This is a genomic window from Pseudomonas sp. GW823-FHT01D03 (assembly GCF_058798255.1).
Map to the genome: position 1 here is coordinate 5335683 of NZ_JBXAKK010000001.1, position 24352 is coordinate 5360034.

Genomic DNA, 24352 nt, shown 5'->3' on the forward strand with positions numbered 1-24352 from the left:
CACATAGCTGCGGCATACTCGGTCGCCTAATTGCCCGGATCCCGCTATGCGCCCACTCGCTTCTCTTGCACCCCTTGCCCTGACCCTGATGCTCACCGCGTGCGGCGACGGCGAATCGCTGTTGCCCCCGGATGCACGGCTGCCGGACGGCGGACGCTATCGCGGTGAACTGGTCAACGGCTTGCTGCAAGGCCAGGGCCGCGTCGACTACCCCAACGGCAGCTGGTATGCCGGGCAGTTCGACAAGGGCCAATGGCATGGCCAGGGCGAGTGGCACGGCAGCAACGGCGAGGTCTATCGTGGCCAGTTCCAGCAGGGCCTGTTCGATGGCCAGGGCAGCCTGACCACCAACGCCAGCAGTTACACCGGCGGTTTCAAGCAGGGCCGACGCGACGGCGAAGGCACCCTCAAGGAAAACGCCATGACCTACCGTGGCGAGTTCAAGGCTGACCAGTATTCCGGGCTGGGTCGTCTGGAAATGGACGACGGCAGTTCCTATCAGGGCCAGTTCGCCCACGGCAAACCCAACGGCGAAGGCCAGCGCGGCGACTCCAGCGGCAATACGTTCAGCGGCCACTTCGTCAACGGCCAGCTCGAAGGCAATGGCACGTTCAACAGTGCCGATGGCGACATCTATGTCGGCGGTTTCAAGAACAGTCAGTTGCACGGCAAGGGCCGCTACGAGAACGCCGACGGCGACGTGTGGCTCGGCCAGTTCAAGGAAGGTGCGCTGACCGGCAAGGGCGAACTGATCGGTGCCGACGGCAGCCACTACATCGGCTACTTCAACGACTGGCGCTTCAGCGGTCAGGGCCGCTTGAACCTGTCTGACGGCAGCTTCTACATCGGCGGGTTCGACGGCGACAGCTACGCCGGACGCGGCACTCTGGTGCTGACCGACGGCACCGTGCTCAGCGGCACCTGGATCAACGGCCAGCGCGTACGTGACGCCGACGGCAAGCTGTTGCCCGACACCCTCGAACTCGGCCTGCTGGCCCAAGGGCGTCTGCTCGATGACGCACTGGCCGCCGTGCCTGCGTCGACGCCAGCAGTCGAGCTGTACACCCTGACCCTCGGCGGCGACGGCAAGCAAAGCGTGTTCCTGCGCGAGTCCGATTACGTCGCCAACATGCTCACTACGCGTTTCGGCGCTTATGGCCAGATTCGTCTGGTCAACCACCGCGAGCATCTCGCCGACCGGCCGATGGCCACCCGCGAAAACCTGCGCCGCGCCGCGCAGACCCTCGCTGAACGCAGCGGCCCGGAAGACCTGATCTTCATCTACCTGACCAGCCACGGCACTGCCGAACACGAGCTGGTACTCGATCAACCGCGCATGGAGCTCGCCGACCTGCCCGCCGACGAACTTGCCGCCGTGCTCGCGCCACTGAAAAACCGCGACAAGGTGATCGTGATTTCATCGTGCTATTCCGGCGGTTTCATCCCTGCGCTGAAAGATGAGCGCACCCTGATCATGACCGCCTCGCGTGCCGATCGCGTGTCGTTCGGTTGCTCGGAAGAAGCCAACTTCACCTACTTCGGCGATGCCTTGTTCGCTCAGGCCCTGAACCAGACCGACGATCTGGAGCAGGCCTTCAAACTGGCCAAGGCCACCGTCGCCGAGCGCGAACTGGCAGACAACTTCGAAGCCTCGGAACCGCAGATCTGGGCACCGAAAACCGTGCTGTCGCACTGGCAACTGCTACGCAAACAGCAAGCGAGAAAAGCGTTGCAGAGTGCTGCATTGAACGACGGAGCAACAAACAGCAACTAAGCTGAACAGTATCAAGGGAGAAACACTATGTACTTGACGCCTCAGCACGTATTGCTTGCCGGAGCCACCGGACTGACCGGTGAACATCTGCTCGACCGTTTGCTCAACGAGCCGACGATCACCCGCGTGCTCGCCCCGTCCCGTCGTCCATTGGCGGAGCATCCGCACCTGGAAAACCCGGTGGGCGACCCACAGGCGTTTCTGCCGCAACTCAGTGGTCGCGTCGATATCGCCTACTGCTGCCTCGGCACCACCATCAAACAGGCCGGCTCCGAAGCCGCGTTCCGCGCGGTGGATCTGGACATGGTGGTGGCGTTCGCCAAACGCGCGCGGGAGATGGGCGCACGGCACCTGATCGTGATCAGCGCGCTGGGCGCCGATCCGAAATCGTCGATTTTCTACAACCGGGTCAAAGGCGAGATGGAGCAGGCATTGCGCGCGCAGGACTGGCCGCAGCTGACCATCTGCCGACCATCGCTATTGCTGGGTGATCGTACCGAACCGCGCCTGGGCGAACAGCTGGCGGCGCCGTTTTCCAAACTGATTCCCGGCAAATATCGCGGCATCGAAGCCTGCCAACTGGCCCGGGCGATGTGGCGCCTGGCGCTGGAAGAACAGGATGGGGTGCGGGTCGTCGAGTCGGATGAGTTACGCAAGCTCGGCAAATAACAGCGGGACTTTGTGGCGAGGGAGCTTGCTCCCGCTCGACTGCGCAGCAGTCGCCAGTCCTGAATAATGCGGTGTATCTGAAGGATTTAGTCGTGGGGTTTGGGGCCGCTTCGCAGCCCAGCGGGAGCAAGCTCCCTCGCCACAGGAGTGCGCAGCACTCTCCTACAATCCACCGGTCGCCTGAAACCCCACGCCAATCACGGTCAGCAAAGACAACGGCAACAGCAGCGTATCAAGCAACGCACTCGCCGGCAGGTCCACCCCCGGATAACTCGGCGCCTCGGCCCCGAAGCGATCCATCGCACAACAACCGCCATTCATCGCGTACAAATCCAGGCGCGTCCCGGAATACACCACCGGCGCCCCCGGTTTGGCAGCATCCAGCGTGCGCGCAGTGGCGCAGCCGGCCAGTTGCAGCGCCAGCACAATCGTCAGCAGCTTATTCATCGCTGCTCAGATGATGCTCGCCCCAACGCGGCAGCATGTCCTGAGGAATGCCCAACAGATTGAGAATCCGCGCGACGACGAAATCGATCAGGTCGTCGATGGTCTGCGGCTGGTGATAGAAGCCCGGCGAGGCCGGCAGGATGGTCACGCCCATGTTCGACAGCTTGAGCATGTGCTCCAGATGAATGCTCGAATACGGCGCTTCGCGCGGCACCAGAATCAACTGGCGCCGCTCCTTCAAGGTGACGTCCGCTGCGCGCTCGATCAGGTTGTTGCAGGCACCGGTGGCAATCGCCGACAAGGTCCCGGTGGAACACGGCACCACAACCATCGCCGCTGGTGCGCCGGAGCCCGAGGCTACCGGCGACATCCAGTCTTCCTTGCCGTACACGCGGATCTGCCCGGCGGCCGCCCCGGTGTACTCGGTGAGGAACGCCTGCATCATCTGCGGCTTGGGCGGCAGCGTGACATCGGTCTCGGTGGCCATCACCAGTTGCGCAGCCTTGGAAATCAGGAAGTGCACTTCACGATCTTCCCGCACCAGACAATCGAGCAGGCGCAAACCGTACTGCGCGCCGGACGCGCCGGTCATCGCCAGCGTGATGCGTTCCGGGCCGCCGCTCTGGGCGAAAGTGTTCATTGCAGCGCCTCGGCGAGTTTGCCGTGCAGGCCGCCGAAGCCGCCGTTGCTCATGATCACCACGTGAGTACCGGGCTGCGCCTGGCTCTTCACGCGTTCGATGATGCCTTCCAGCGAATCGCTGACAATCGACGGCACGCTGCACAGTGCCGCAGTGGCTGCCAGATCCCAACCGAGGTTGGCCGGGGCGTACCAGATCACCTGATCGGCATCGACCACGCTGTCCGGCAAGCCGTCGCGGTGCGCACCGAGCTTCATCGAGTTGGAGCGCGGTTCGATGATCGCGATCAGCGGTGCGTCACCGATGCGCTTGCGCAAGCCATCGAGGGTGGTGGCGATCGCAGTCGGGTGGTGGGCGAAGTCGTCGTAGATGGTGATGCCGCGCACTTCCGCGACTTTCTCCATGCGGCGTTTGACGTTCTTGAATGCGCTCAAGCCGGCGATGCCCATCGAAGGCACCACACCGACATGTCGCGCCGCTGCCAGCGCAGCCAGGGCGTTGGCGACGTTGTGCTGACCGGTCAGCTCCCATTCGACAGTGCCCTGGGACACGCCTTCGAAAATCACTTCGAACGCCGAACCATCGTCCTTGAGCAACTTGACCTGCCACTGCCCGCCGGCACCGGTGGTTTGCACCGGGGTCCAGCAACCCATTTCGATCACGCGCTGCAAGGCCGGTTCGGTGGTCGGGTGAATCACCAGACCTTCGCTCGGAATAGTCCGCACCAAATGGTGGAACTGCCGCTCGATGGCCGGCAGATCGGGGAAGATGTCGGCGTGATCGAACTCAAGGTTGTTGAGGATCGCGGTGCGCGGGCGGTAGTGGACAAACTTCGAACGCTTGTCGAAGAACGCGCTGTCGTACTCGTCCGCCTCGATCACGAAGAACGGCGTGCCGCCCAGTCGCGCGGACACCGAGAAGTTCTGCGGCACGCCGCCAATCAGGAACCCCGGGCTCATGCCGGCGTGTTCCAGCACCCAGGCGAGCATGCTGCTGGTGGTGGTCTTGCCATGCGTACCGGCAACCGCCAGCACCCAGCGCCCTTGCAACACGTGATCCGCCAGCCATTGTGGGCCGGAGACGTACGGCAGGCCTTTGTTCAGCACATATTCCACCGCCGGGTTGCCACGGGACATGGCGTTGCCGATCACCACCAGATCCGGTGCCGGATCGAGCTGGGCCGGATCGTAGCCCTGGGTCAGTTGAATGCCCTGGGCCTCAAGCTGCGTGCTCATCGGCGGATAGACGTTGGCGTCGGAGCCGGTCACGTGGTGGCCCAGCTCTTTGGCCAGAACCGCCATCGAGCCCATGAAAGTCCCGCAGATACCCAGAATATGAATGTGCATAGTCGACCTCGTAAAACATGGCCGCAGGTTAGCGCAGGGAGGGGGAAATCGCACCTGGTGTTTCGCCTGCGCCGACGCCTTCGCGAGCAAGCCCGCTCCCACAAGGTTGGCGCTGATCCTGTGGGAGCGGGCTTGCTCGCGAAGGGCGCGATGCGGTTTAACGGGAGATCGCGTGCTTACGCAGCTTTCTGTAGAGCGTATTACGGCTGACCCCGAGCTGCTGCGCGGTCTGGGTCACGTGCCAGCGCGTTTGTTCCAGCACATTGAGCAACGCCAGACGTTCGGCGTCTTCCAGCGGATGCTCGGACTCAACCGACTTCAGCTCCAACGGCGGTCGCAACTGCCTGATCATCGCTGGCAAATCCTCCAGCCCGATCCGCCCTTCATCACACAATGCCGCCAATGTGCGCAGGACATTGCGCAACTGCCGAACGTTGCCCGGCCAGTTGAAGGCCAGCAACGCCTGGCGTGCTGGTTCGTCGATCACGATTGTTTCGCCGCCGGCCTCCTCGGCCAGCAGAAAATCCAGCAACTGCGATTTATCACTGCGTGCGCGCAACGCCGGTAGCGCAACTTCGAGGCCATTGAGCCGGTAATACAGATCTTCGCGGAAACTGCCGTCCGCCACGCGCTCCAGCAGATTGCGATGCGTGGCGCTGATGATCCGCACGTTGACCGCCTCCGGCTCGCCACCAATCGGCACCACCTGCCGGTCTTCCAGCACCCGCAACAAACGAGTCTGCAGCGCCAGCGGCATGTCGCCGATCTCATCGAGAAACAGCGTGCCGCCATCGGCCTGCTGCAACTTGCCACGCATGCCGTCCTTGCGCGCGCCGGTGAAACTGCCGCCGCGATAACCGAACAGCTCGCTCTCGATCAGGCTCTCGGGAATCGCCGCACAATTGAGCGCGACGAAAGCTTTGTTGGCGCGCTGGCTGGCGTGATGCACAGCCTTGGCGAAGGCCTCCTTGCCAGAGCCGGTTTCGCCGTTAATCAGCAGCGGCACGTCGCGCTCGAACACCCGCAGCGCCTTGCGAAAATCCGCTTGCAGTGCCGCGTCGCCGAGGCAAATGCCCGCCAGCGCTTGCGGCTTGGCCACGACCGAGGCCGGCAGGACCGGCGCCGGTTTGCGCGATTCGCCGCGCAACAAGGCAAACAGATGCCGCCCATCGCGGGTGCGCAGTGGCCAACTGGCGCTGGCATTGGCGCTGGCACGACCGAGCAGCTCATCCAGCGAACAATCGAAAAACGCCTCCACTGGCTTGCCGAGCAAACCACCACGAATATGCCCGAGCAGGTTCAGCGCGCTCTGGTTGACCGCGCTGATCCGCCCTTCCCCGTCAAACGCCAGCAGCCCTTCGCTGAACAAGCCGACGGATTCGGCCTGCAAGTGAAAACGCAGCAGCCACTGGTTATCAAAGCAACGCAGGAAATAGCAGCTCTCGATCATCTTCGCCGACAGGTTGACCAGCGCCATGGTGTGAAACTGGCTCTGCCGCGAAACGTCCTGGCGCGCCGAGGACACGTCGAGCACCGCGAGCAATTCGCCGTGCGGGTCGAACACCGGGCTTGCCGAGCAGGTCAGTCCGGTGTGGCGGCCACGAAAGTGTTCGTCCTGATGGATGGTCAGTGCCTGGCGTTCGACCAGACAGGTGCCGATGCCGTTGGTGCCTTCGCAGGCTTCGCTCCAGTCGGCGCCGAGCCAGAGACCGGCGCGTTCGAAAATCTTGCGCTCGGCCGGCGCGGTGACGCAGTTGAGGATCACCCCGCGCGCGTCGGTCAGCAGCACCGCATGACCGGCGCCGGACAGTTGCTGATGCAGGCTGCTCATTTCATTGCCGGCGATCTGCAACACCTGTTGCAGGCGTTCGCGGCTTTCAAGCACGCGCCCGTGTTCGAGCACGGTGGGCGCCATGGTCAGGGCGGGATCGAGGTGATAGTCCTCAAGACAGCGCAGCCACGAGCGGGCAATCGACGGATCGGCACCGGGTCCGTGCAGGTGCGGCTTGCCCTGACTGACGGTGAGAACCTGTCGGGCATGGCGACTCAAATGGTTGTCGTGCATTTCTTATTATTCTCCCCGAAAGGTCGACGCAAACCTCATGTAGGAGCTGCCGCAGGCTGCGATCTTTTGATCTTGTTTTTGAGGATCAAGATCAAAAGATCGCAGCCTGCGGCAGCTCCTACAGGGTTTCTGTTGGCTGAGGATCCTCCAGGCAGGCCGGCATTGCAATGCTGGCAAGACCGGTCGGTCACAGGCTGTGCCAAAAGCGGTACAAACTGTCACCCCCTCTGTACCGAAACCATCACAGGCTGCGCCCGCCCGTCCGACTCAAACCACGCAAGGCCTTGATTTGCCTGCCCTGCACGGCAGTGGCCCGACCTTTGCTCTACGCTTATAGCAAGCGCACTTGCGCGTTTCTCTAATAAGTACAAAGCCAAGGAGAACAACATCATGCGTTACGCTCACCCCGGTACTGAAGGCGCCAAAGTCTCGTTCAAGAGCAAGTACGGTAACTACATCGGCGGCGAGTTCGTCGCGCCTGTCAAAGGTCAGTACTTCACCAACACCTCGCCAGTGAATGGCCAACCGATTGCCGAATTCCCCCGCTCCACTGCCGAAGACATCGACAAGGCACTGGACGCCGCCCACGCCGCAGCCGATGCGTGGGGCGCGACCTCGGTGCAGGCGCGCTCGCTGATCCTGCTGAAGATCGCCGACCGCATCGAACAGAACCTCGAACTGCTGGCGATCACCGAAACCTGGGATAACGGCAAAGCCATCCGCGAAACCCTCAACGCCGACATCCCGCTGGCGGCCGACCATTTCCGCTACTTCGCCGGTTGCCTGCGCGCCCAGGAAGGCAGCGCTGCCGAAATCGACGGCAACACCGTGGCCTATCACATCCATGAACCGCTGGGCGTGGTCGGGCAGATCATCCCGTGGAACTTCCCGCTGCTGATGGCCGCGTGGAAACTCGCCCCGGCCCTCGCCGCCGGCAACTGCGTGGTGCTCAAGCCGGCCGAGCAGACTCCGCTGGGCATCTGCGTGCTGATGGAGCTGATCGGTGATCTGCTGCCGCCGGGCGTGCTCAACGTGGTGCAAGGTTTCGGCAAAGAAGCCGGCGAAGCGCTGGCCACCAGCAAGCGCATCGCCAAGATCGCCTTCACCGGCTCGACCCCGGTCGGCTCGCACATCATGAAATGCGCGGCCGAGAACATCATTCCGTCCACCGTGGAACTGGGCGGCAAGTCGCCCAACATCTTCTTCGAAGACATCATGCAGGCCGAGCCGACGTTCATTGAAAAAGCCGCCGAAGGGCTAGTGCTGGCGTTCTTCAACCAGGGCGAAGTCTGCACCTGCCCGTCCCGCGCACTGGTACAGGAATCGATCTACGACGAATTCATGCAGGTGGTGATGAAGAAAGTCCTGCAGATCAAACGTGGCGACCCGCTGGACACTGACACCATGGTTGGCGCGCAGGCGTCCGAGCAGCAATTCGACAAGATCCTGTCGTACCTCGAAATCGCCAAGGGCGAAGGCGCCGAGCTGCTGACCGGCGGCAAGGTGGAAAAACTCGAGGGCAATCTGGCGACCGGCTATTACATCCAGCCGACCCTGCTCAAGGGCACCAACAAGATGCGCGTGTTCCAGGAAGAAATCTTCGGCCCGGTAGTGAGCATCACCACCTTCAAGGACGAAGCCGAAGCCCTGGCGATCGCCAACGACACCGAGTTCGGCCTCGGCGCCGGTCTGTGGACCCGCGACATCAACCGCGCCTATCGCATGGGCCGCGCGATCAAGGCCGGTCGCGTGTGGACCAACTGCTACCACCTGTACCCGGCGCACGCCGCGTTCGGCGGATACAAGAAGTCCGGCGTTGGCCGTGAAACCCACAAGATGATGCTCGACCACTATCAGCAGACCAAAAACCTGCTGGTGAGCTACGACATCAATCCGTTGGGTTTCTTCTAAAGCCCTTGGGCGACACAGATATTTCTGTGTCGCCCTCTGGTCCGCTTTCGCGAGCAAGCTCGCTCCCACAGGGATCTGTATCAGATCTCAATGTTGAGCTAACCACGGAAATCGGTGGGAGCGAGCTTGCTCGCGAAAGCTGCGTGCCATTCAACCCGATAGTTCCTGACGGAACAGCCGGGCCAATACAACAATAAAAATGGTGAACCCTATGCCTGGCGAATCCCCTGCTGGCGCTCCGGCGACCGGCTCTTCCGTCGACTTCGAAAAAGTCGGTTCGGACTATTTCCAACAACGCGAATTGAAAAAAGGCGCCGCCGGCTGGGTGCTGCTGGTGGGGCTTGGGGTCGCTTATGTGATCTCCGGCGACTATGCAGGCTGGAACTTTGGCCTGGCTCAGGGCGGGTGGGGCGGTATGTTCCTCGCGACACTGCTGATGGCCACCATGTATTTGTGCATGTGCTTTTCCCTGGCCGAACTGTCCTCGATGATTCCCACGGCGGGGGGCGGTTACGGGTTTGCCCGTAGTGCCTTCGGCCCGTGGGGCGGCTTCCTGACCGGAACCGCGATCCTGATCGAATACGCCATCGCTCCTGCCGCGATTGCCGTGTTCATCGGCGCTTACTGCGAATCGTTGTTTGGCATCGGCGGCTGGATGATTTATCTGGCGTTCTACATCATTTTTATCGCCATCCACATTTTCGGGGTTGGCGAAGCGTTGAAGCTGATGTTCGTCATCACGGCCATCGCCGCTCTGGCGCTCGGTGTATTTCTGGTGGCCATGGTGCCGCACTTTGACGTCGCCAATTTGCTCGACATACCAGTGACCAGCGCTACCGGCGCCAGCCCTTTCCTGCCGTTCGGCTACGTCGGCGTGTGGGCGGCAATTCCTTACGCGATCTGGTTTTTCCTCGCGGTGGAAGGTGTGCCGCTGGCCGCCGAAGAAACCAAAAATCCGAAACGCGACCTGCCACGCGGGCTCATCGGCGCCATGTTGGTGCTGCTGGCGTTTGCCCTGCTGATTTTGATCGTCGGGCCCGGCGGCGCAGGTGCAAACTCGCTGTTGACGTCGGGCAACCCGCTGGTTGAAGCGTTGAGCAAAGCCTACGGCGGCTCGACCTGGATGGGCGGTTTCGTCAACCTCGTGGGCCTGGCCGGGCTGATCGCCAGTTTCTTCTCGATCATCTACGCCTATTCGCGGCAGATTTTCGCCTTGTCCCGCGCAGGCTACCTGCCGCGCAAATTATCCGAGACCAATAAAAGCAAGGCCCCGGTACTTGCGCTGGTGATCCCCGGAGTCATCGGTTTCGGGCTGTCGCTGACCGGCCAGGGCGACCTGCTGATTCTGGTGGCGGTGTTTGGCGCGACCATTTCCTACGTACTGATGATGGCCGCGCACATCACGCTGCGCATCCGCCGCCCCAAAATGGATCGCCCGTACCGCACGCCCGGGGGCATCTTCACCTCGGGTGTGGCGCTGGTATTGGCCTGCATCGCCGTGATCGCGGGGTTCCTCGTCGATCCACGGGTCGTGATCGGCGCCGCTATCATCTATGGAGTGTTAATTGCTTACTTTGCTTTCTACAGTCGACATCACTTGGTAGCAGGTACGCCGGAAGAAGAATTTGCGGCGATTCAGAAGGCCGAACAAGCCCTGCACTGACGGTCGAAAACCACGGCGCGGGCCTGGCCTGCGCCGTCACGGAGATTTCTGTATGGCGAGTTTCGCTCACACGGTCGGCGCCCAGACTTACCGCTTCGACAGCCTCAAGGATGTCATGGCCAAGGCCAGCCCGGCGCGCTCCGGGGACTTTCTGGCCGGCGTTGCCGCGCTCAATGACGGCGAGCGCGTAGCCGCACAAATGGCGCTGGCCGACATCCCGCTCACGCATTTTTTGCAGGAAGCGCTGATTCCCTACGAAAGCGATGAAGTCACCCGACTGATCATCGACACCCACGACAAACAGGCCTTTACCGTGGTCAGCCACCTCACCGTCGGTGGTTTCCGCGACTGGCTGCTCAGCGATGCGGCCGACGAAACCAGCCTGCACAACCTCGCCCCCGGCCTGACCCCGGAAATGGTCGCCGCCGTGTCGAAGATCATGCGCGTGCAGGATCTGGTGCTGGTGGCGCAGAAGATCCGCGTAGTGACGAAGTTTCGCGGCACCCTCGGCCTGCGCGGGCGCTTGTCGACCCGTCTGCAACCGAATCATCCGACCGACGAGCCGTCCGGCATCGCCGCGAGCATTCTCGACGGCCTGCTGTACGGCAACGGTGACGCGATGATCGGGATCAACCCGGCCACCGACAGCATCGCCTCGATCTGCGCGATGCTGGAGATGCTCGACGCGATCATCCAGCGCTACGACATCCCGACCCAGGCGTGTGTACTGACCCACGTCACCACCTCGATCGAGGCGATCAACCGGGGTGTGCCGCTGGATCTGGTGTTCCAGTCGATTGCCGGCACCGAAGCGGCCAACGCCAGTTTCGGCATCAACCTCAACGTATTGCAGGAAGGCTATGACGCCGGGCTGAGCCTCAAACGCGGCACCCTCGGACAGAACCTGATGTATTTCGAGACCGGTCAGGGCAGCGCGCTGTCGGCCAATGCCCACCACGGTGTCGACCAGCAGACCTGCGAAACCCGGGCCTATGCCGTGGCGCGGCATTTCAAGCCGTTTCTGGTGAATACCGTCGTAGGATTTATCGGCCCGGAATACCTCTACAACGGCAAACAGATCATCCGCGCCGGCCTCGAAGACCACTTCTGCGGCAAGTTGCTCGGCGTGCCGATGGGTTGCGACATCTGCTACACCAACCACGCCGAAGCCGATCAGGACGACATGGACACCCTGCTGACCCTGCTCGGTGTGGCCGGGATCAACTTCATCATGGGCATCCCCGGCTCCGACGACATCATGCTCAACTACCAGACCACCTCGTTCCACGACGCGCTCTACGCGCGCCAGACTCTGGGCCTGAAACCGGCGCCGGAGTTCGAGCAATGGCTGGCGAACATGGGTATTTTCACCCAGGCGGACGGCAAGGTTCGCTTTGGCAACAACCTGCCGCCGGCCTTCCGCCAGGCACTGGCGCAACTGGGATGAGTGTGATGGAAAAACCGCCTGTCGACCCGCAAAACCCGTGGCTGGAGCTACGACGCCTGACCCCGGCGCGCATCGCTCTGGGCCGCACCGGTACCAGCCTGCCAACCAGCGCCCTGCTGGATTTCCAGTTCGCTCACGCTCAGGCGCGAGATGCGGTGCATCTGCCGTTCGATCATGCCGGGCTCAGCGCGCAATTGAGCGAACGCGGACGTGACAGTTTGTTGCTGCACAGCGCGGCGACCGATCGCAACAGCTACCTGCAACGCCCGGATCTGGGGCGCAAGCTCAGCGACGCCTCGGCGCAGACCCTGCGGGATTACGCGCAGGCCAACCCCGGCGGGGTCGATTTGGCGATCGTGGTGGCAGACGGTTTGTCGGCGCTGGCAGTGCATCGGCATACCCTGCCGTTTCTGACCCGCCTGGAGGAGCAGATGAGCGCCGAGGGCTGGTCGCTTGCCCCCGTCGTTCTGGTGGAACAGGGCCGGGTCGCCATCGGTGATGAAATCGGTCAACTGCTCGGGGCAAAAATGCTCGTGATGCTGATAGGAGAGCGCCCAGGCCTCAGCTCCCCAGACAGCCTGGGGTTATATTTCACCTACAATCCAAAAGTCGGGCTGACCGATGCCTACCGCAATTGCATTTCCAACGTGCGGCTTGAAGGCTTGAGCTACGGCATGGCGGCGCATCGCTTGCTCTATCTGATGCGCGAAGCCTGTCGGCGGCAGCTGTCGGGGGTCAATCTGAAGGACGAAGCACAGGTGCAGACGCTGGAGTCGGACACCAGTGCGGACATGAAGGGAAACTTCCTGCTTGATCCACCCACAACCTGAACCGTTTCCGCATTGCGTTTCTGCGCTGCTTTCAGGCAGGATCGATGCACGGCCGCAGGGTTTCCCATCGCCGTCAGAGCAGTTGAAGACAGCCACTTGAAGACGAGACCTATCATGCGGATTATTCAAGCGACCCTCGAACACCTGGATTTGCTGACCCCGTTGTTCGTCAAATATCGCGAGTTCTACGGTTCCCTGCCCTACCCGGACTCCTCCCGCGCGTTTCTCGAAAAACGCCTGCGCCGCAAGGAATCGGTGATTTATCTGGCCTTGGCCGATGATGACGACAAGAAGCTCATGGGCTTCTGCCAGCTGTATCCAAGCTTTTCCTCGCTGTCGCTCAAGCGCGTGTGGATCCTCAACGACATCTATGTCGCCGAAGACGCCCGCCGCCAACTGGTGGCCGACAACCTGATCCGCACCGCCAAGAAAATGGCCAAGGAAACCCAAGCCGTGCGCATGCGCGTTTCCACCAGTGCCGACAACGAAGTGGCGCAGAAAACCTACGAATCGATCGGTTTCAAGGAAGACACTGAGTTCAAGAACTACGTGCTGCCGATCAGCGACGAGCTCTAGCGCTCATCAAGGGCCTGTTGTGGCGAGGGAGCTTGCTCCCGCCGGGCTGCGAAGCGGCCCCACCTCAGGCATCTCAACAGGTCAGGCAAATCAAGGCTTGGGAGTGCTCCGCCCTCCAGCGGGAGCAAGCTCCCTCGCCACACCAACCTTGCCGCCACCATCAATGCCTGCCTGACATTTGTTCACACCCCGACATCCCTCGCTACAAAACCAACGCGCGTTTCACCTCTCAGACCGTATAATCCCGTGCTTTCCGGCTTGTAAGAAAAACTACATCCCGCTGTAGGCTTACACCCGAACCATCCGCACAGGCCCGCCGAGTCGGGCCGTCACCACAGGTGCCCCCATGGATTTCAATCCGCTCGACCTTGTCCTGCATCTCGACGTCTATCTCGATTTGCTGGTAACCAACTACGGGCCGTGGATCTACGCGATTCTGTTCGCTGTCATCTTCTGTGAAACCGGTCTGGTGGTGATGCCGTTCCTGCCGGGTGATTCGCTGCTGTTCATCGCCGGTGCCGTGGCGGCGGGCGGTGGTATGGACCCGGTGCTGTTGGGCGGTCTGCTGATGCTCGCGGCGATCCTCGGCGACAGCACCAACTATGTGATTGGCCGAACGGCGGGTGAAAAACTCTTCAGCAACCCGAATTCGAAAATTTTCCGTCGCGATTACCTGCAGAAAACCCACGATTTCTACGACAGGCACGGCGGCAAAACCGTAACCCTGGCGCGTTTCCTGCCGATCATCCGTACGTTTGCACCGTTCGTCGCGGGTGTGGGGAAAATGCCTTATCCGCGCTTCTTCGCGTTCAGCGTGTTCGGCACCGTGCTGTGGGTCGGCGGCCTGGTGACCCTGGGTTACTTCTTTGGCAATGTACCGTTCATCAAGAAGAACCTGTCGCTGCTGGTGGTCGGCATCATCCTGCTGTCGCTGATACCGATGATCATCGGTGTGGTGCGCAGCCGCTTTGGCGGCACCAAAGCCCAATCGCACTAAGCCGATGTGGTCGTTGAGCGCCTGGCGTCGCCGGCGCATCCTGGCCAGACACCCGATTGCCGACGATATGTGGCAACGGGTGCGCCATCACCTGAGCTTTCTCGACGGCATCAGCGCCGCCGAAGACCAATGGTTGCGTGAAGCCAGCGTGCTGTTTCTCGAAGAAAAACACCTGACCGCCCTGCCTGGCGTCGAACTGCATCAGGAACAACGCCTGCTGCTCGCCGCTCAGGCCCAGTTGCCGTTGCTCAATCTGGGTGAGCTGAACTGGTATCAGGGTTTCCACGAAATCGTCCTTTATCCCGACGACTTCCTCAGTCCGCAACGCCATCGCGATGCCAGCGGCGTCGAGCACGAGTGGGACGGCGAGCACAGCGGCGAAGCCTGGCAACAGGGGCCGATCATCCTCGCCTGGCCGGGGGTGATGGCCAGTGGTGGTTGGGAAGGCTACAACCTGGTGATCCACGAACTGGCGCACAAACTCGACATGCTCAACGGCGACGCCAATGGCCTGCCGCCGCTGCACACCGACATGCGCGTCAGCGACTGGGCCGAAGTCATGCAGCACGCCTACGATGACCTCAACCGCCAGCTCGACCACAACTCCGATGCCGAAACCGCCATCGACCCCTACGCCGCGGAAAACCCGGCGGAGTTCTTCGCGGTCACCAGCGAATACTTCTTCAGCGCTCCGGATCTGCTGCACGCGGCTTATCCACAGGTCTACTTGCAACTGCAGCTTTTCTACCGGCAGGATCCGTTGGGCAGGCTGCGGCAACTTCAGGCCACAGACCCGGTCTATCAGGCGTACGAGTAAGCGCTGCACGACTTCTGGTACGTGGCGTCGGCGTAGGAATATGCCTATAATCGCCGCCACTTTTTGGTCAATCCGGCCAAGTGTTTTTGGTCAACTACGGGGGCAACGCCCAATGAGCTACAGCAAGATTCCGGCTGGCAAAGACCTGCCGAACGACATCTACGTCGCGATCGAGATCCCGGCCAACCACGCGCCGATCAAATACGAAATCGACAAAGACAGCGATTGCCTGTTCGTTGACCGTTTCATGGCCACCCCAATGTTCTACCCGGCCAACTACGGTTACATCCCGAACACCCTGGCTGACGACGGTGATCCCCTCGACGTGCTGGTTGTGACCCCATACCCGGTTGCTCCAGGCTCGGTGATCCGCGCGCGTCCAGTCGGCATCCTGAACATGACCGACGACGGCGGCGGCGATGCCAAAGTCATCGCAGTCCCACACGACAAGCTGTCCCAGCTGTACGTCGACGTGAAGGAATACACCGACCTGCCACCTCTGCTGATCCAGCAGATCGAGCACTTCTTCGCGAACTACAAAGATCTCGAAAAAGGCAAGTGGGTCAAGATCGAAGGCTGGGCTGGCGCTGATGCCGCTCGCGACGCGATCACCAAGTCGGTTGCTGCCTACAAGGGCTAAGCGCCGGCTGGCTGCAGGACGCTTGAAGAAACCCCGGTTGATCCGGGGTTTTTTGTGCCTGAAAAACGCCGCTTTAAACAGTGTGTTTATCGCGGACTACAGAAAAGTTTCGAAGTGAGTGATTTCCCACAAGCACGTCTTACATCCAGTCGCAAAATACAGGCTTTTTTTGAACAGCCGGTTTATTCAAACCGCTCTGGCACGGCCGTAGACTCGGTGTTTATGAGAAAGAACACTAGCGGTCCAAGATTCAAGGCACTCCTGGAAGCAGCGAACATCACCACCACGGGATTCGCAAAGTTCTGGGGCACGGAAGCCCAAAACATTCATAACTGGTACACCCGGGGCGTCCCGGCGTATCGCATGGAGGAAGTCTCACGCCTGCTCTCGGTCAACAGCGAGTGGCTGAAAACCGGCGAAGGCAGCAAAGAGTCACCCCGCCTGCAAACGCCTGCCAGCAACGGCGACACCTTTGACGCGCAGTCCGTCAACGGCGTCTATTCCATCATCAACCCCAACGACATCGAACTGCCGTTTTTCAAGGAAACACCGCTCAGCGCCGGCGCCGACAAAACCCACGTCATCCTCGACCCCGAGCAAACCGTCCGCCTGCCCCGCGCCCATCTCGCTCAACTGGAAATCCGCCCTGGCGACGCCATCTGCGCGCACATGATCGGCAACAGCATGGCCGAGCGCATCGAAGACGGCTCCATCGTCGGCATCGACCGCGGCCTGACCCAGGTGGTCGATGGCGAAATCTACGCCATCGAACACGACGGCATGCTGCGCATCAAATACCTGCACCGCATGCCCGGCAACGCCCTGCGCCTGCGCAGCCACAACAGCGCCGAATACCCGGACGAAATCTTCCGCGCAGCGCAGATCGATGAGCAGCGGATCCATATTCTGGGCTGGGTATTCTGGTGGTCGACCCTGGGCAAACGCCGGCCGGTGGTGCCGTTTCTCTGATCGGATACGGATCTTCGATCCTGCACCAAACCCTGTGGGAGCGAGACTGCTCGCGAAGAGGCCCCGAAAATCAGTACAAATTACGAATTTTGCCCCCCGTGGTGGCTCTATTCCGCAGTTGAGGCTGGGAATCCCCAACAAAACTCAGTATCCTGCGCCCCACATTTGCGCATCGCCCCGCTCCCGCGGCTCAGATGACGCCCGACGCGGCAGACCAAAGTCTGGCCAAGTCCCACAGCCGGACGCAGATCCGGGTGTACGTTTTGAAGGCTGACGCGGTTTACCAAAAATAAACCAAGCCAGTCCCCGAGAAGCCGGCCACAAGCCGGCTTTTTAATGCCTGCTAAAAAATGCCCTATTCAGCCATTCGGCATATAAATGAGCCGAGACACAACGGCTTACGCTTTCACGGCACCAGCGCTAACTCTCAAAGGCATCCTCCGCGAACGTTAATTTATACTCGCCCGCCGGTCAGTTCAAAAACACTTATCAGCACAGGGATGCGCCATGTCCGTTCCAACCTACGATCAGTTCATTGAGCCGATCCTGCGTTTTCTCGCCACAAAACCCGAGGGTGCAATTGCTCGAGACGCCCACGAAGCGGCAGCAAAAACACTGAAATTAACAGAAGCTCAGCGCGAAGAACTGATCGCCAGTGGCCAAGCTACCTACAAGAACCGATCAGGTTGGGCGCACGATCGTCTCAAGCGCGCAGGCCTTTCCAGCAGTGCCAAACGCGGTTATTGGAAGTTGACTGATGCAGGCGTGCAGTACGCCGAGGAGTATGCATTTCCACTGTCGGCCAAGGATGTGGAGCATTTAGCGATCGGCTACATGAATGTGAAGCTGAAAGTCGCGCCTGATGCCGAGCCACTGGATGACCAACCAAATGTAGAGCCAGATCTGGCCTCCGCTACCGAAAGCCCCGACGACCGACTGGAACGAGCGCTTAAGGAGTTGCGCGATGCCACGGCGGCCGACCTTTTGGACAACTTGCTACAGGTCAGCCCCAACCGCTTTGAAGTGATCGTGCTGGATGTACTTCATCGACTGGGTTACGGCGCCAGTCGCAATGATTTGCAACGTGTAGGCGGCTCCGGTGATGCCGGCATCGACGGCATTATCTCGCTCGATAAATTGGGGCTGGAGAAGGTTTACGTTCAGGCCAAGCGCTGGCAGAACACGGTTGGCCGGCCTGAACTGCAGGCGTTCTATGGAGCACTCGCCGGGCAAAAAGCAAAGCGCGGCGTTTTCATCACTACCTCTGGCTTTACGGCGCACGCTGTCGACTTCGCCAAATCGGTGGACGGTATTGTGTTGGTAGACGGCACGCGGCTTGTGCACCTGATGATGGATCATGAGGTGGGCGTGACATCCCGTTTATTACGATTGCCGACGCTGGATCGCGATTACTTTGATGAGGAATGAGTCCAGTGGTGAGTCAATTTGGCCCGGCTATTCGATTCCTATATTGGGCTTGCCGTGAAAAATGATGGCACACTAGAATCACGACAACTGTTCTACCAACCCCCACGGATCGAGGGTTACATCAGCACGGGGCGAGGCCGGGACTGAATTCAGTTTAGGTTGATGTGCAGGTCAAGGAGACCACTATGTCGGACGTTAAAAGCATCAAGGATCAGAAGCTTCTCTACCATCTCACTTCAGTTGAAAACCTGGATGGGATTTTCAGGGATGGCTTGAAACCTCGCGCCGGCCTCTCGGGTTTCAAAGACGTCGCAGATGCTGAAATCCTGAAAAAGCGGCAGGCTCTGCAGCTCGACAACTACGTCCCCTTCCACTGGTTTGCGAAGAATCCATTTGACGGAAGCGTTCAGCGCAATAGGCCAGAGGCACAATTTGTGTTGATCTCGGTCTACAGATCAACAGCCAAGCAATACGGCTGGAAAGTCATTCCACGCCACCCGTTAGCGGGCGACTCAATACAGCTACTTGATTACGAACAGGGTTTCGAAGCCATCGAGTGGGATGTCATGAGCAGTCGCGATTACCTGGACCCTCATTGCAAAAGCATCTGCATGGCAGAGTGTCTCGCACCGGGGATTGTTAAACCTGATGCCTTCTTCAAAATCTTCACCCCCAGCGAAGAAGTTGATGCACTTTGCGTAGCTAAATTACAGGCAGCCGATGTTAATGTGCAGACCAGCGTGAACCAGAGAATGTTTTATCAATGATCTATACCAACCTGAATCCAGAGAAAGCTCTGATTTGGCGTATCGTCCATCGCGATAACCTGCCCTGGATTCTGGACAACGGTCTGCATTGCGCAAACTCGGAAGCAAAGGCACCTCAGTACGTGAATATCGGCAACGTCGACTTGATCGACAAACGCCGTTTCCGTCAGGTGCCTATCGCACCCGAAGGCGTACTGGCCGACTACGTGCCCTTCTATTTCACACCCTTCTCGGTGATGATGCAGAACATTCACTCTGGCTGGAGTGTTCAACAACGCGGCAATGACGAGATCGTGATTCTGGTCTCAAGCCTCTACCGCGTTGAAGAGCTTGGCCTACCGTTTGTCTTCACAAACGCTCATGCCTACCCGAGTTGGACAAACTACTATAGCGATCTGGCGAATCTCGACCAGATCGATTGGTCTATCCTTCAACGGCGCGACTTCAAGCGCGATCCTGACGACCCTCGCAAAATGGAGCGTTATCAGGCTGAGGCGCTGATCCACCATCATTTACCGATTACGGGACTACTGGGCATCATGTGCCACACCGATGCAATGAAAGTACGCATAGAAGCAGACGTGGCCGTTAGAGGCTTGACGTTGCCGGTCCATGCGCGCACCAAATGGTATTTCCAATGATCAGATTCACCCAAGGCAACCTGCTGGAAGCCAAAACTGAAGCGCTCGTCAACACGGTGAATACCGTGGGTGTAATGGGTAAGGGCATCGCACTGATGTTCAAGGAACGCTTTGCGCAGAATTACCAACTATATGCAGCAGCGTGTAAGGCCGGGGAAGTAGAAACCGGCAAAATGCACGTAACTGCCACCAACGAACTCGATGGGCCGCGCTGGATTGTGAATTTCCCCACCAAGCGCCACTGGCGGTATCCGTCGCAAATGGCGTGGATAACCGAAGGCTTGCATGATCTGCGACGGTTTCTGCTTGAAAACGATGTGAAGTCCGTTGCTGTTCCTCCGCTGGGCGCTGGTAACGGTGGTTTGAAGTGGCCTGAAGTGCGCGAGCAGATTGTAGAAGTGCTCGGTGACCTGGATGTCGACGTATTAGTGTTCGAACCCTCCAGTCAGTATCTGAATGTCGCTAAGCGCGATGGCGTTGAGCAACTCACTCCGGCACGCGCACTGATTGCTGAACTGGTCCGGCGTTATTGGGTTCTGGGCATGGAGTGCAGCCTGCTCGAAATTCAGAAACTGGCCTGGTTTCTTGAACGTGCAATCGAGAAAATTCCAGGTACTGAGAATCCGCTGAACCTCAAATTTGTCGCTCATAAATTCGGCCCGTATGCCAATCGATTGGAGCATCTGCTCAACAATCTGGATGGCAGCTATCTACATTGCGACAAGCGCATCAGTGATGCTGGAATCACCGATGTCATTTGGTTTGATCAAGCTCGCAAAACGTTTTTGCAGACCTACCTCAAGATCGAAGCCAAGGAATACTCCCAGGCTTTAGAGCGAACGGCTGAATTGATCGATGGTTTTGAGTCACCTTTCGGCATGGAGTTGCTGGCGACCGTTGATTGGTTGCTGATTCGGGAAAGGATTGCTCCAACCGTTCCTGCGGTACGTAAAGCACTGAAGAATTGGGACGGTGGGTCCGGAGCTGCGGTGCGTAAAAACAAGTTATTCGATGATCAGGCACTAGAAATTGCGATCACTCGTCTGACATCCAGCAGTTTCCGCCCGGAAATAGCCGCCTGACATCGCTATGAAATGGGGCAAGAAGTACTTGCCCCCTTACCATGCCCTGACTGAAACGGGCATCGCAATAGGCCATTAGCACATCCGCCCTAATTGCCCCGTGCCCAACCTCACCACTAAATTTCCATTCTGTTTTTGTGCATTACAAAAGCGCCAAGGAATGGAGCAACACCATGTCGTCGTTTTTCAAACTCAATCAATCCGTTGTTCTACTGACCGCACTCCTGACCGCTACCAGTTCAGCCTTGGCAGAGGAGCCGAAGCTCGTCGGTGACTGGTGGATCATTTACGGCAACGGTGTTCCCCACAAGAACATCATGTATGTCGCCGACAGCACTTCAGTCGTGCCGTCGAAGCAGACCAAGGGGGCCAAGTTGGTGGCCGTAACGCTGGTATATGAAGAACCCGGCAAACCGATGATCGATGCCTACAACCTCGAAGTTCAGTGTTCGACGAACAAGGTCCGAATGCTCAATGGCCAGTCGGTTGATCGCATCGCTTACATGATGCGCGACCTCAAAGTTAACGACCAATGGCAGCAGCCGAAGGAGTTCTGGGTGCAGCGCACCAGCGAGTTCGTTTGCTCACCTGCCAAAAAGGACATGATCGCGTTGGGCAAGATGGAGTATCTGCAGATGATTCAGGGTCTGCAGCAGATGTTCTTCAAGCTGGCGCCGATTCAGGAGAAAGGCCAGATGATGGACAACCTCGACTCGATCCTGGGCAACAAGTAAGCGGCGGGAATCACGATGAACCCATGGACTAAAACGTTATTGGCGCTGCTGATAACGCCCGCTGTTTTGCTGATCAATGGTTGCCACTTGATTGCCCAGTCGCGCTGGGAGGGACGCGATGTTCAGGAAGCTCTCGATCTGTTTGGCAAACCCGACTCGATGAAAAAACAGATGGCTGCCAACGGCGAGAATCTGGCTGTGCTCACCTGGTACAAATCGTCCAGTTGGACCACCACGGAAGCGGCCGGTACCTCAATGAATCACACCGGCAACGGCATGGTTTACACCGAGTACTACCAGACGGTCGGCCACAGTTCCGATTGCAAACTCGAAGCCACCGTCAACAAGGCGAAAAAGATCGTGCTGTTCAGGATCGAGGACGGAAAGATCATTCACGGCAAGTGCATCAACGTGCCGTTCGTGCCTGGTTACATTCCGCCCGGCTTTTAGTGCAGCCCTGAGCAGGCAGCTGCTCAGGGATAACTGAACGATTTCACCAACGTCAGTTCACCCACCGCCCGCATCGGCACCACAAACGTCTCCATTTTCTCGCTCGGCGTGCCTTCCTCGGTAATCACCGTCACCTGCGCCGTGGTCAGCGGCTGCACCGCCTCTTCCCCGCCTTCATCATCCCCGCGATAGCCACCGCCGAAATAATTCACATACACCAGATACTGGCCCTTGATCGGTGCCGGCATGGCGAAGATTTCCGGGCCGTAGCCGGTGGTGACGTCGACGTCGAGCGCTGCGCCATTGGGTGCGGTGCGGTCGCCGTACCAGATGTGCGCGCCATCAGGGGTGATCAGGTGCAGATCGAGGTCGGTGCCGTCGCTGTCCCAGGCCAGTAGCACGCGCAGTTTGGCCGGGGTCGCGCCGCCGCTGGTGTTGAGGAACTGGGTGCGGTGGCGTTGCTGGCCGTCGGGGCTGCGCACTTCGACGCTGTTGCTGCCGTTAGGGAAGGAGAACGGGCGGTCGAAGCGGCCGCTGTCGTCGATTTTCAGCGGCATGCTGACGCCGTTGACGATCAGCCGGCCGGGTTCCCTGCTCTTGGGGGTGGCTTTGATTTCACCGCTGATGCGCGCGGTGTTGGCCTGGCCGAGCGGGGTGTTGACCGAGGAGGCCGGGTAATTGACGGTCTGGCGGAAGCTCTCGCCTTCGCCCTCGGGCGCGCCGGTGCGCCAGCCGCCGACCGTGGTGTCGAGTTTGACGCTGTCGGCGGCCATTGCCATCGGCAATGCATTGAATGCGCAGAGCAGCAGCAAGACCTGTGGATAACGGAGTGTCATGGTCTATTCCAGCAAGAGGTGACGGGCGAGCCCTTCGATGTAGGTTTCATGCTGGCCATTGGGATGTGCTTCAAAGGCCAGGTGCAGATATTCGTGAGTCAGGTCGAGGCGATCCTGCAGGGTCAGCACGCCGCGCACGTAGATGCGCTGGCGCTCGCGATCGACAAACGGGCGGCCGAACGCCAGTTTGCACACGGCAAAGGTGCTGACTTCGTTGTAGCCGGTTTCGCTTTCCAGTGTCGGACGCCAGCCGCGACGCTGTTTTTGCAGCCAGTCTTGCGCAGCGGGCAACGCTTCGCAGGAGGCGACCGGGTTGTCCCAACGGCTGAGGCTGGCGCGCGGATAAGCGTGCAGCAGAATCGCGTCATAACGCTGGCCGGCGTTGGCCTGTTCGACGGCTTGTTGCCAGGCGAGTTTGTCCGGGCCGGGTTGATCGGAGTGATAGGTGACGGTGCTGCCGGCCAGCACCAGATCCGCGGTCCACGCCGCGATGTTGCGCGACTCGGCGGAAGCTGGACGCGGCGCGACCCGCTGACGGTTGCTGCTGTCGTCGATGCTCAGGCACTCGCCGTTGCGCGTGGCGTTTTGCAGCAGATAGGTGCGGATCGCCACGGCCAGTGCCTTGGCGGCTTCGGCAGGTTCGGGTCTGGCTTCGCGCTCAAGGACGCGGGCGACGTATTCTTCGCGATCGAGCCGTGCGACGAGTTTGTCGTTGAGCAGAAACAGTTCGCCGCCGCTGTGGATATCCAGCAGGTTGCCGTTGGCGAATTCGACGCGGTAGTCGCCCCGCAAAGGCCCGGCCCCAGCAACGCGCTCACCCGACAGGACTCGCGAAAGCGGATAACGCGAGAACAGTCCGACCTCAACACAACGCCCCGCTTCCGCCGGCCTGGATGAAGGCAGCACCGTCGCCAACGCCTGCCCGTAATGGCGCAAAACCATCTGACTGGTGCCACGCCCACCGGCCCAGATCGGCGAGCCGTCCGCCGTCCAACCGGCGAAGCCGCCCTGGCGCGATTGCGGATCCTGATCGCCGAGCCAGCTCCAGGTTTTCACCCGCAGGCGCCCACCGAGTTCACCAACCACATTGCCGTCCGCCGCATTCAGCACGACGTCGAGCAACACGCGGCGCATCTGCTCCTGCGCCGGCAGCAACGACAACACCTTCAGCAAATCAGCCACGGAAACCCGGGTAGCCGGTTGCACGGACGGCAAATCCAGCAGCCACGCCGGCGCCTGCCGCGCCTGCCAATACGTGCGCCAATCGGCAGCAGCAATGCCCAACCGCGCCGGTTCAAAGTACAAGCCGCAGGATTTGACCAACGCCTGATCACGCTCGATCTTGCCGCCCGCCGAACAGCAATAAACCTCTTCCTTGGACTGCCCGCGACATTCATACGCCGGCTCATGCGCAGCGGTATCCACCAGCCACGCGTAGACGAACAATTTCCACAGACTGCCAAGCGGCGTATCCAGCGTCGGCGGCAATGGCTCGCGAGCGATCAGTTGCGTCTGATTCAACGACAACAACTCGCCCTTGTACGCCAGCCGCAACGGCTCATCCTGCGCCGTCGCCAGCGCAGGCATCACACACATCAGCAGCCACAGCAGCGGCCGGGTCAT

The 24352-nt window shown here is 60.0% G+C and carries 23 protein-coding genes; 17 read left to right on the top strand and 6 right to left on the bottom strand.

What is annotated here, in order from left to right:
- Positions 1 to 46 precede the first annotated feature (46 nt).
- Positions 47 to 1774 carry a C13 family peptidase gene (locus AC1RBR_RS23650; RefSeq protein ID WP_166497253.1) on the top strand — a complete coding sequence of 576 codons (1728 nt, stop codon included), beginning with the start codon at positions 47 to 49 and terminating at the stop codon, positions 1772 to 1774.
- 27 nt (positions 1775 to 1801) lie between these two features.
- On the top strand, positions 1802 to 2443 hold the full coding sequence (locus tag AC1RBR_RS23655) for an oxidoreductase (protein ID WP_095139170.1): 642 nt from the start codon (positions 1802 to 1804) through the stop codon (positions 2441 to 2443).
- Positions 2444 to 2605: 162 nt separating this feature from the next.
- Here the strand turns inward: AC1RBR_RS23655 and AC1RBR_RS23660 are convergent, their stop codons facing one another.
- The 4 genes from AC1RBR_RS23660 to AC1RBR_RS23675 form a co-directional block, all read right to left on the bottom strand.
- Complete coding sequence (locus AC1RBR_RS23660; protein WP_115986843.1) at positions 2606 to 2890, bottom strand: YceK/YidQ family lipoprotein; 285 nt, start codon at positions 2888 to 2890, stop codon at positions 2606 to 2608.
- Positions 2883 to 3530 (bottom strand): flavin prenyltransferase UbiX, encoded by a 648-nt coding sequence (gene ubiX, locus AC1RBR_RS23665; protein ID WP_007968137.1) that lies wholly within the window; start codon positions 3528 to 3530, stop codon positions 2883 to 2885. The genes AC1RBR_RS23660 and ubiX overlap by 8 nt, the downstream gene beginning before the upstream one ends.
- Positions 3527 to 4876: a UDP-N-acetylmuramate:L-alanyl-gamma-D-glutamyl-meso-diaminopimelate ligase gene (gene mpl, locus AC1RBR_RS23670; protein ID WP_492566832.1), complete on the bottom strand. Its 1350-nt coding sequence runs from the start codon at positions 4874 to 4876 to the stop codon at positions 3527 to 3529. Before mpl ends, ubiX begins: the two co-directional genes overlap by 4 nt.
- Before the next feature lie 157 nt (positions 4877 to 5033).
- The gene (locus AC1RBR_RS23675; RefSeq protein WP_492566834.1) at positions 5034 to 6941 is read right to left on the bottom strand and encodes a sigma-54-dependent Fis family transcriptional regulator; all 1908 of its coding nucleotides are present in this window, start codon (positions 6939 to 6941) and stop codon (positions 5034 to 5036) included.
- Between the two features lie 390 nt (positions 6942 to 7331).
- Between AC1RBR_RS23675 and exaC the strand changes: the two genes are divergently transcribed.
- The 15 genes from exaC (at position 7332) to AC1RBR_RS23750 (ending at position 21893) form a co-directional block, all read left to right on the top strand.
- The gene (gene exaC, locus AC1RBR_RS23680) at positions 7332 to 8852 is read left to right on the top strand and encodes an acetaldehyde dehydrogenase ExaC (RefSeq protein WP_025108675.1); all 1521 of its coding nucleotides are present in this window, start codon (positions 7332 to 7334) and stop codon (positions 8850 to 8852) included.
- 211 nt (positions 8853 to 9063) lie between these two features.
- Positions 9064 to 10515 carry an ethanolamine permease gene (gene eat / locus AC1RBR_RS23685; protein WP_095139162.1) on the top strand — a complete coding sequence of 484 codons (1452 nt, stop codon included), beginning with the start codon at positions 9064 to 9066 and terminating at the stop codon, positions 10513 to 10515.
- Positions 10516 to 10567: 52 nt separating this feature from the next.
- On the top strand, positions 10568 to 11962 hold the full coding sequence (locus AC1RBR_RS23690) for an ethanolamine ammonia-lyase subunit EutB (protein ID WP_456018009.1): 1395 nt from the start codon (positions 10568 to 10570) through the stop codon (positions 11960 to 11962).
- A 5-nt stretch (positions 11963 to 11967) separates the two neighbouring features.
- Positions 11968 to 12792, top strand: a complete 825-nt coding sequence (gene eutC, locus AC1RBR_RS23695) for an ethanolamine ammonia-lyase subunit EutC (protein ID WP_492566836.1) — start codon at positions 11968 to 11970, stop codon at positions 12790 to 12792.
- A 114-nt stretch (positions 12793 to 12906) separates the two neighbouring features.
- Positions 12907 to 13368: a GNAT family N-acetyltransferase gene (locus AC1RBR_RS23700; RefSeq protein WP_007958617.1), complete on the top strand. Its 462-nt coding sequence runs from the start codon at positions 12907 to 12909 to the stop codon at positions 13366 to 13368.
- A gap of 346 nt (positions 13369 to 13714) precedes the next feature.
- Entirely contained in the window at positions 13715 to 14365 is a 651-nt protein-coding gene (locus AC1RBR_RS23705; protein WP_115986848.1) for a DedA family protein, read from the top strand.
- A gap of 4 nt (positions 14366 to 14369) precedes the next feature.
- Complete coding sequence (locus AC1RBR_RS23710) at positions 14370 to 15182, top strand: M90 family metallopeptidase (protein ID WP_492566839.1); 813 nt, start codon at positions 14370 to 14372, stop codon at positions 15180 to 15182.
- Between the two features lie 112 nt (positions 15183 to 15294).
- On the top strand, positions 15295 to 15822 hold the full coding sequence (ppa, locus tag AC1RBR_RS23715) for an inorganic diphosphatase (protein ID WP_008052339.1): 528 nt from the start codon (positions 15295 to 15297) through the stop codon (positions 15820 to 15822).
- A gap of 222 nt (positions 15823 to 16044) precedes the next feature.
- On the top strand, positions 16045 to 16791 hold the full coding sequence (locus AC1RBR_RS23720; RefSeq protein ID WP_095139154.1) for a S24 family peptidase: 747 nt from the start codon (positions 16045 to 16047) through the stop codon (positions 16789 to 16791).
- Between the two features lie 507 nt (positions 16792 to 17298).
- A complete protein-coding gene (locus AC1RBR_RS23725; RefSeq protein ID WP_492566841.1) occupies positions 17299 to 18219 on the top strand; it encodes a restriction endonuclease in 921 nt (306 codons plus the stop codon).
- A 185-nt stretch (positions 18220 to 18404) separates the two neighbouring features.
- Positions 18405 to 18986 carry a DarT ssDNA thymidine ADP-ribosyltransferase family protein gene (locus AC1RBR_RS23730; protein WP_098965796.1) on the top strand — a complete coding sequence of 194 codons (582 nt, stop codon included), beginning with the start codon at positions 18405 to 18407 and terminating at the stop codon, positions 18984 to 18986.
- Entirely contained in the window at positions 18983 to 19627 is a 645-nt protein-coding gene (darT, locus tag AC1RBR_RS23735) for a type II toxin-antitoxin system toxin DNA ADP-ribosyl transferase DarT (protein ID WP_492566843.1), read from the top strand. Before AC1RBR_RS23730 ends, darT begins: the two co-directional genes overlap by 4 nt.
- Positions 19624 to 20709 carry a type II toxin-antitoxin system antitoxin DNA ADP-ribosyl glycohydrolase DarG gene (gene darG / locus AC1RBR_RS23740; protein ID WP_492566845.1) on the top strand — a complete coding sequence of 362 codons (1086 nt, stop codon included), beginning with the start codon at positions 19624 to 19626 and terminating at the stop codon, positions 20707 to 20709. Before darT ends, darG begins: the two co-directional genes overlap by 4 nt.
- Positions 20710 to 20882: 173 nt before the next feature.
- Positions 20883 to 21443, top strand: coding sequence for a hypothetical protein (locus tag AC1RBR_RS23745; protein WP_492566847.1), 561 nt, complete (start codon positions 20883 to 20885; stop codon positions 21441 to 21443).
- 15 nt (positions 21444 to 21458) lie between these two features.
- Positions 21459 to 21893 carry a hypothetical protein gene (locus AC1RBR_RS23750; protein WP_492566849.1) on the top strand — a complete coding sequence of 145 codons (435 nt, stop codon included), beginning with the start codon at positions 21459 to 21461 and terminating at the stop codon, positions 21891 to 21893.
- A 23-nt stretch (positions 21894 to 21916) separates the two neighbouring features.
- Here AC1RBR_RS23750 and AC1RBR_RS23755 read toward each other — a convergent pair whose 3' ends face one another.
- The gene (locus tag AC1RBR_RS23755) at positions 21917 to 22729 is read right to left on the bottom strand and encodes a YfaP family protein (protein ID WP_492566851.1); all 813 of its coding nucleotides are present in this window, start codon (positions 22727 to 22729) and stop codon (positions 21917 to 21919) included.
- 3 nt (positions 22730 to 22732) lie between these two features.
- Positions 22733 to 24352: a DUF2300 domain-containing protein gene (locus AC1RBR_RS23760; protein WP_492566853.1), complete on the bottom strand. Its 1620-nt coding sequence runs from the start codon at positions 24350 to 24352 to the stop codon at positions 22733 to 22735.

What these genes read in the sequence shown, in the direction of transcription:
- AC1RBR_RS23760 (WP_492566853.1), bottom strand. Translation starts at nt 24,352, where the DNA reads ATGACCCGGCCGCTGCTGTGGCTGCTGATGTGTGTGATGCCTGCGCTG.
- AC1RBR_RS23755 (WP_492566851.1), bottom strand. Translation starts at nt 22,729, where the DNA reads ATGACACTCCGTTATCCACAGGTCTTGCTGCTGCTCTGCGCATTCAAT.
- ppa (WP_008052339.1), top strand. Translation starts at nt 15,295, where the DNA reads ATGAGCTACAGCAAGATTCCGGCTGGCAAAGACCTGCCGAACGACATC.
- eat (WP_095139162.1), top strand. Translation starts at nt 9,064, where the DNA reads ATGCCTGGCGAATCCCCTGCTGGCGCTCCGGCGACCGGCTCTTCCGTC.
- AC1RBR_RS23720 (WP_095139154.1), top strand. Translation starts at nt 16,045, where the DNA reads ATGAGAAAGAACACTAGCGGTCCAAGATTCAAGGCACTCCTGGAAGCA.
- mpl (WP_492566832.1), bottom strand. Translation starts at nt 4,876, where the DNA reads ATGCACATTCATATTCTGGGTATCTGCGGGACTTTCATGGGCTCGATG.
- darG (WP_492566845.1), top strand. Translation starts at nt 19,624, where the DNA reads ATGATCAGATTCACCCAAGGCAACCTGCTGGAAGCCAAAACTGAAGCG.
- ubiX (WP_007968137.1), bottom strand. Translation starts at nt 3,530, where the DNA reads ATGAACACTTTCGCCCAGAGCGGCGGCCCGGAACGCATCACGCTGGCG.
- AC1RBR_RS23660 (WP_115986843.1), bottom strand. Translation starts at nt 2,890, where the DNA reads ATGAATAAGCTGCTGACGATTGTGCTGGCGCTGCAACTGGCCGGCTGC.
- AC1RBR_RS23745 (WP_492566847.1), top strand. Translation starts at nt 20,883, where the DNA reads ATGTCGTCGTTTTTCAAACTCAATCAATCCGTTGTTCTACTGACCGCA.
- AC1RBR_RS23750 (WP_492566849.1), top strand. Translation starts at nt 21,459, where the DNA reads ATGAACCCATGGACTAAAACGTTATTGGCGCTGCTGATAACGCCCGCT.
- AC1RBR_RS23710 (WP_492566839.1), top strand. Translation starts at nt 14,370, where the DNA reads ATGTGGTCGTTGAGCGCCTGGCGTCGCCGGCGCATCCTGGCCAGACAC.
- AC1RBR_RS23700 (WP_007958617.1), top strand. Translation starts at nt 12,907, where the DNA reads ATGCGGATTATTCAAGCGACCCTCGAACACCTGGATTTGCTGACCCCG.
- AC1RBR_RS23725 (WP_492566841.1), top strand. Translation starts at nt 17,299, where the DNA reads ATGTCCGTTCCAACCTACGATCAGTTCATTGAGCCGATCCTGCGTTTT.
- eutC (WP_492566836.1), top strand. Translation starts at nt 11,968, where the DNA reads ATGGAAAAACCGCCTGTCGACCCGCAAAACCCGTGGCTGGAGCTACGA.
- darT (WP_492566843.1), top strand. Translation starts at nt 18,983, where the DNA reads ATGATCTATACCAACCTGAATCCAGAGAAAGCTCTGATTTGGCGTATC.
- AC1RBR_RS23730 (WP_098965796.1), top strand. Translation starts at nt 18,405, where the DNA reads ATGTCGGACGTTAAAAGCATCAAGGATCAGAAGCTTCTCTACCATCTC.
- AC1RBR_RS23675 (WP_492566834.1), bottom strand. Translation starts at nt 6,941, where the DNA reads ATGCACGACAACCATTTGAGTCGCCATGCCCGACAGGTTCTCACCGTC.
- AC1RBR_RS23690 (WP_456018009.1), top strand. Translation starts at nt 10,568, where the DNA reads ATGGCGAGTTTCGCTCACACGGTCGGCGCCCAGACTTACCGCTTCGAC.
- AC1RBR_RS23650 (WP_166497253.1), top strand. Translation starts at nt 47, where the DNA reads ATGCGCCCACTCGCTTCTCTTGCACCCCTTGCCCTGACCCTGATGCTC.
- AC1RBR_RS23705 (WP_115986848.1), top strand. Translation starts at nt 13,715, where the DNA reads ATGGATTTCAATCCGCTCGACCTTGTCCTGCATCTCGACGTCTATCTC.
- AC1RBR_RS23655 (WP_095139170.1), top strand. Translation starts at nt 1,802, where the DNA reads ATGTACTTGACGCCTCAGCACGTATTGCTTGCCGGAGCCACCGGACTG.
- exaC (WP_025108675.1), top strand. Translation starts at nt 7,332, where the DNA reads ATGCGTTACGCTCACCCCGGTACTGAAGGCGCCAAAGTCTCGTTCAAG.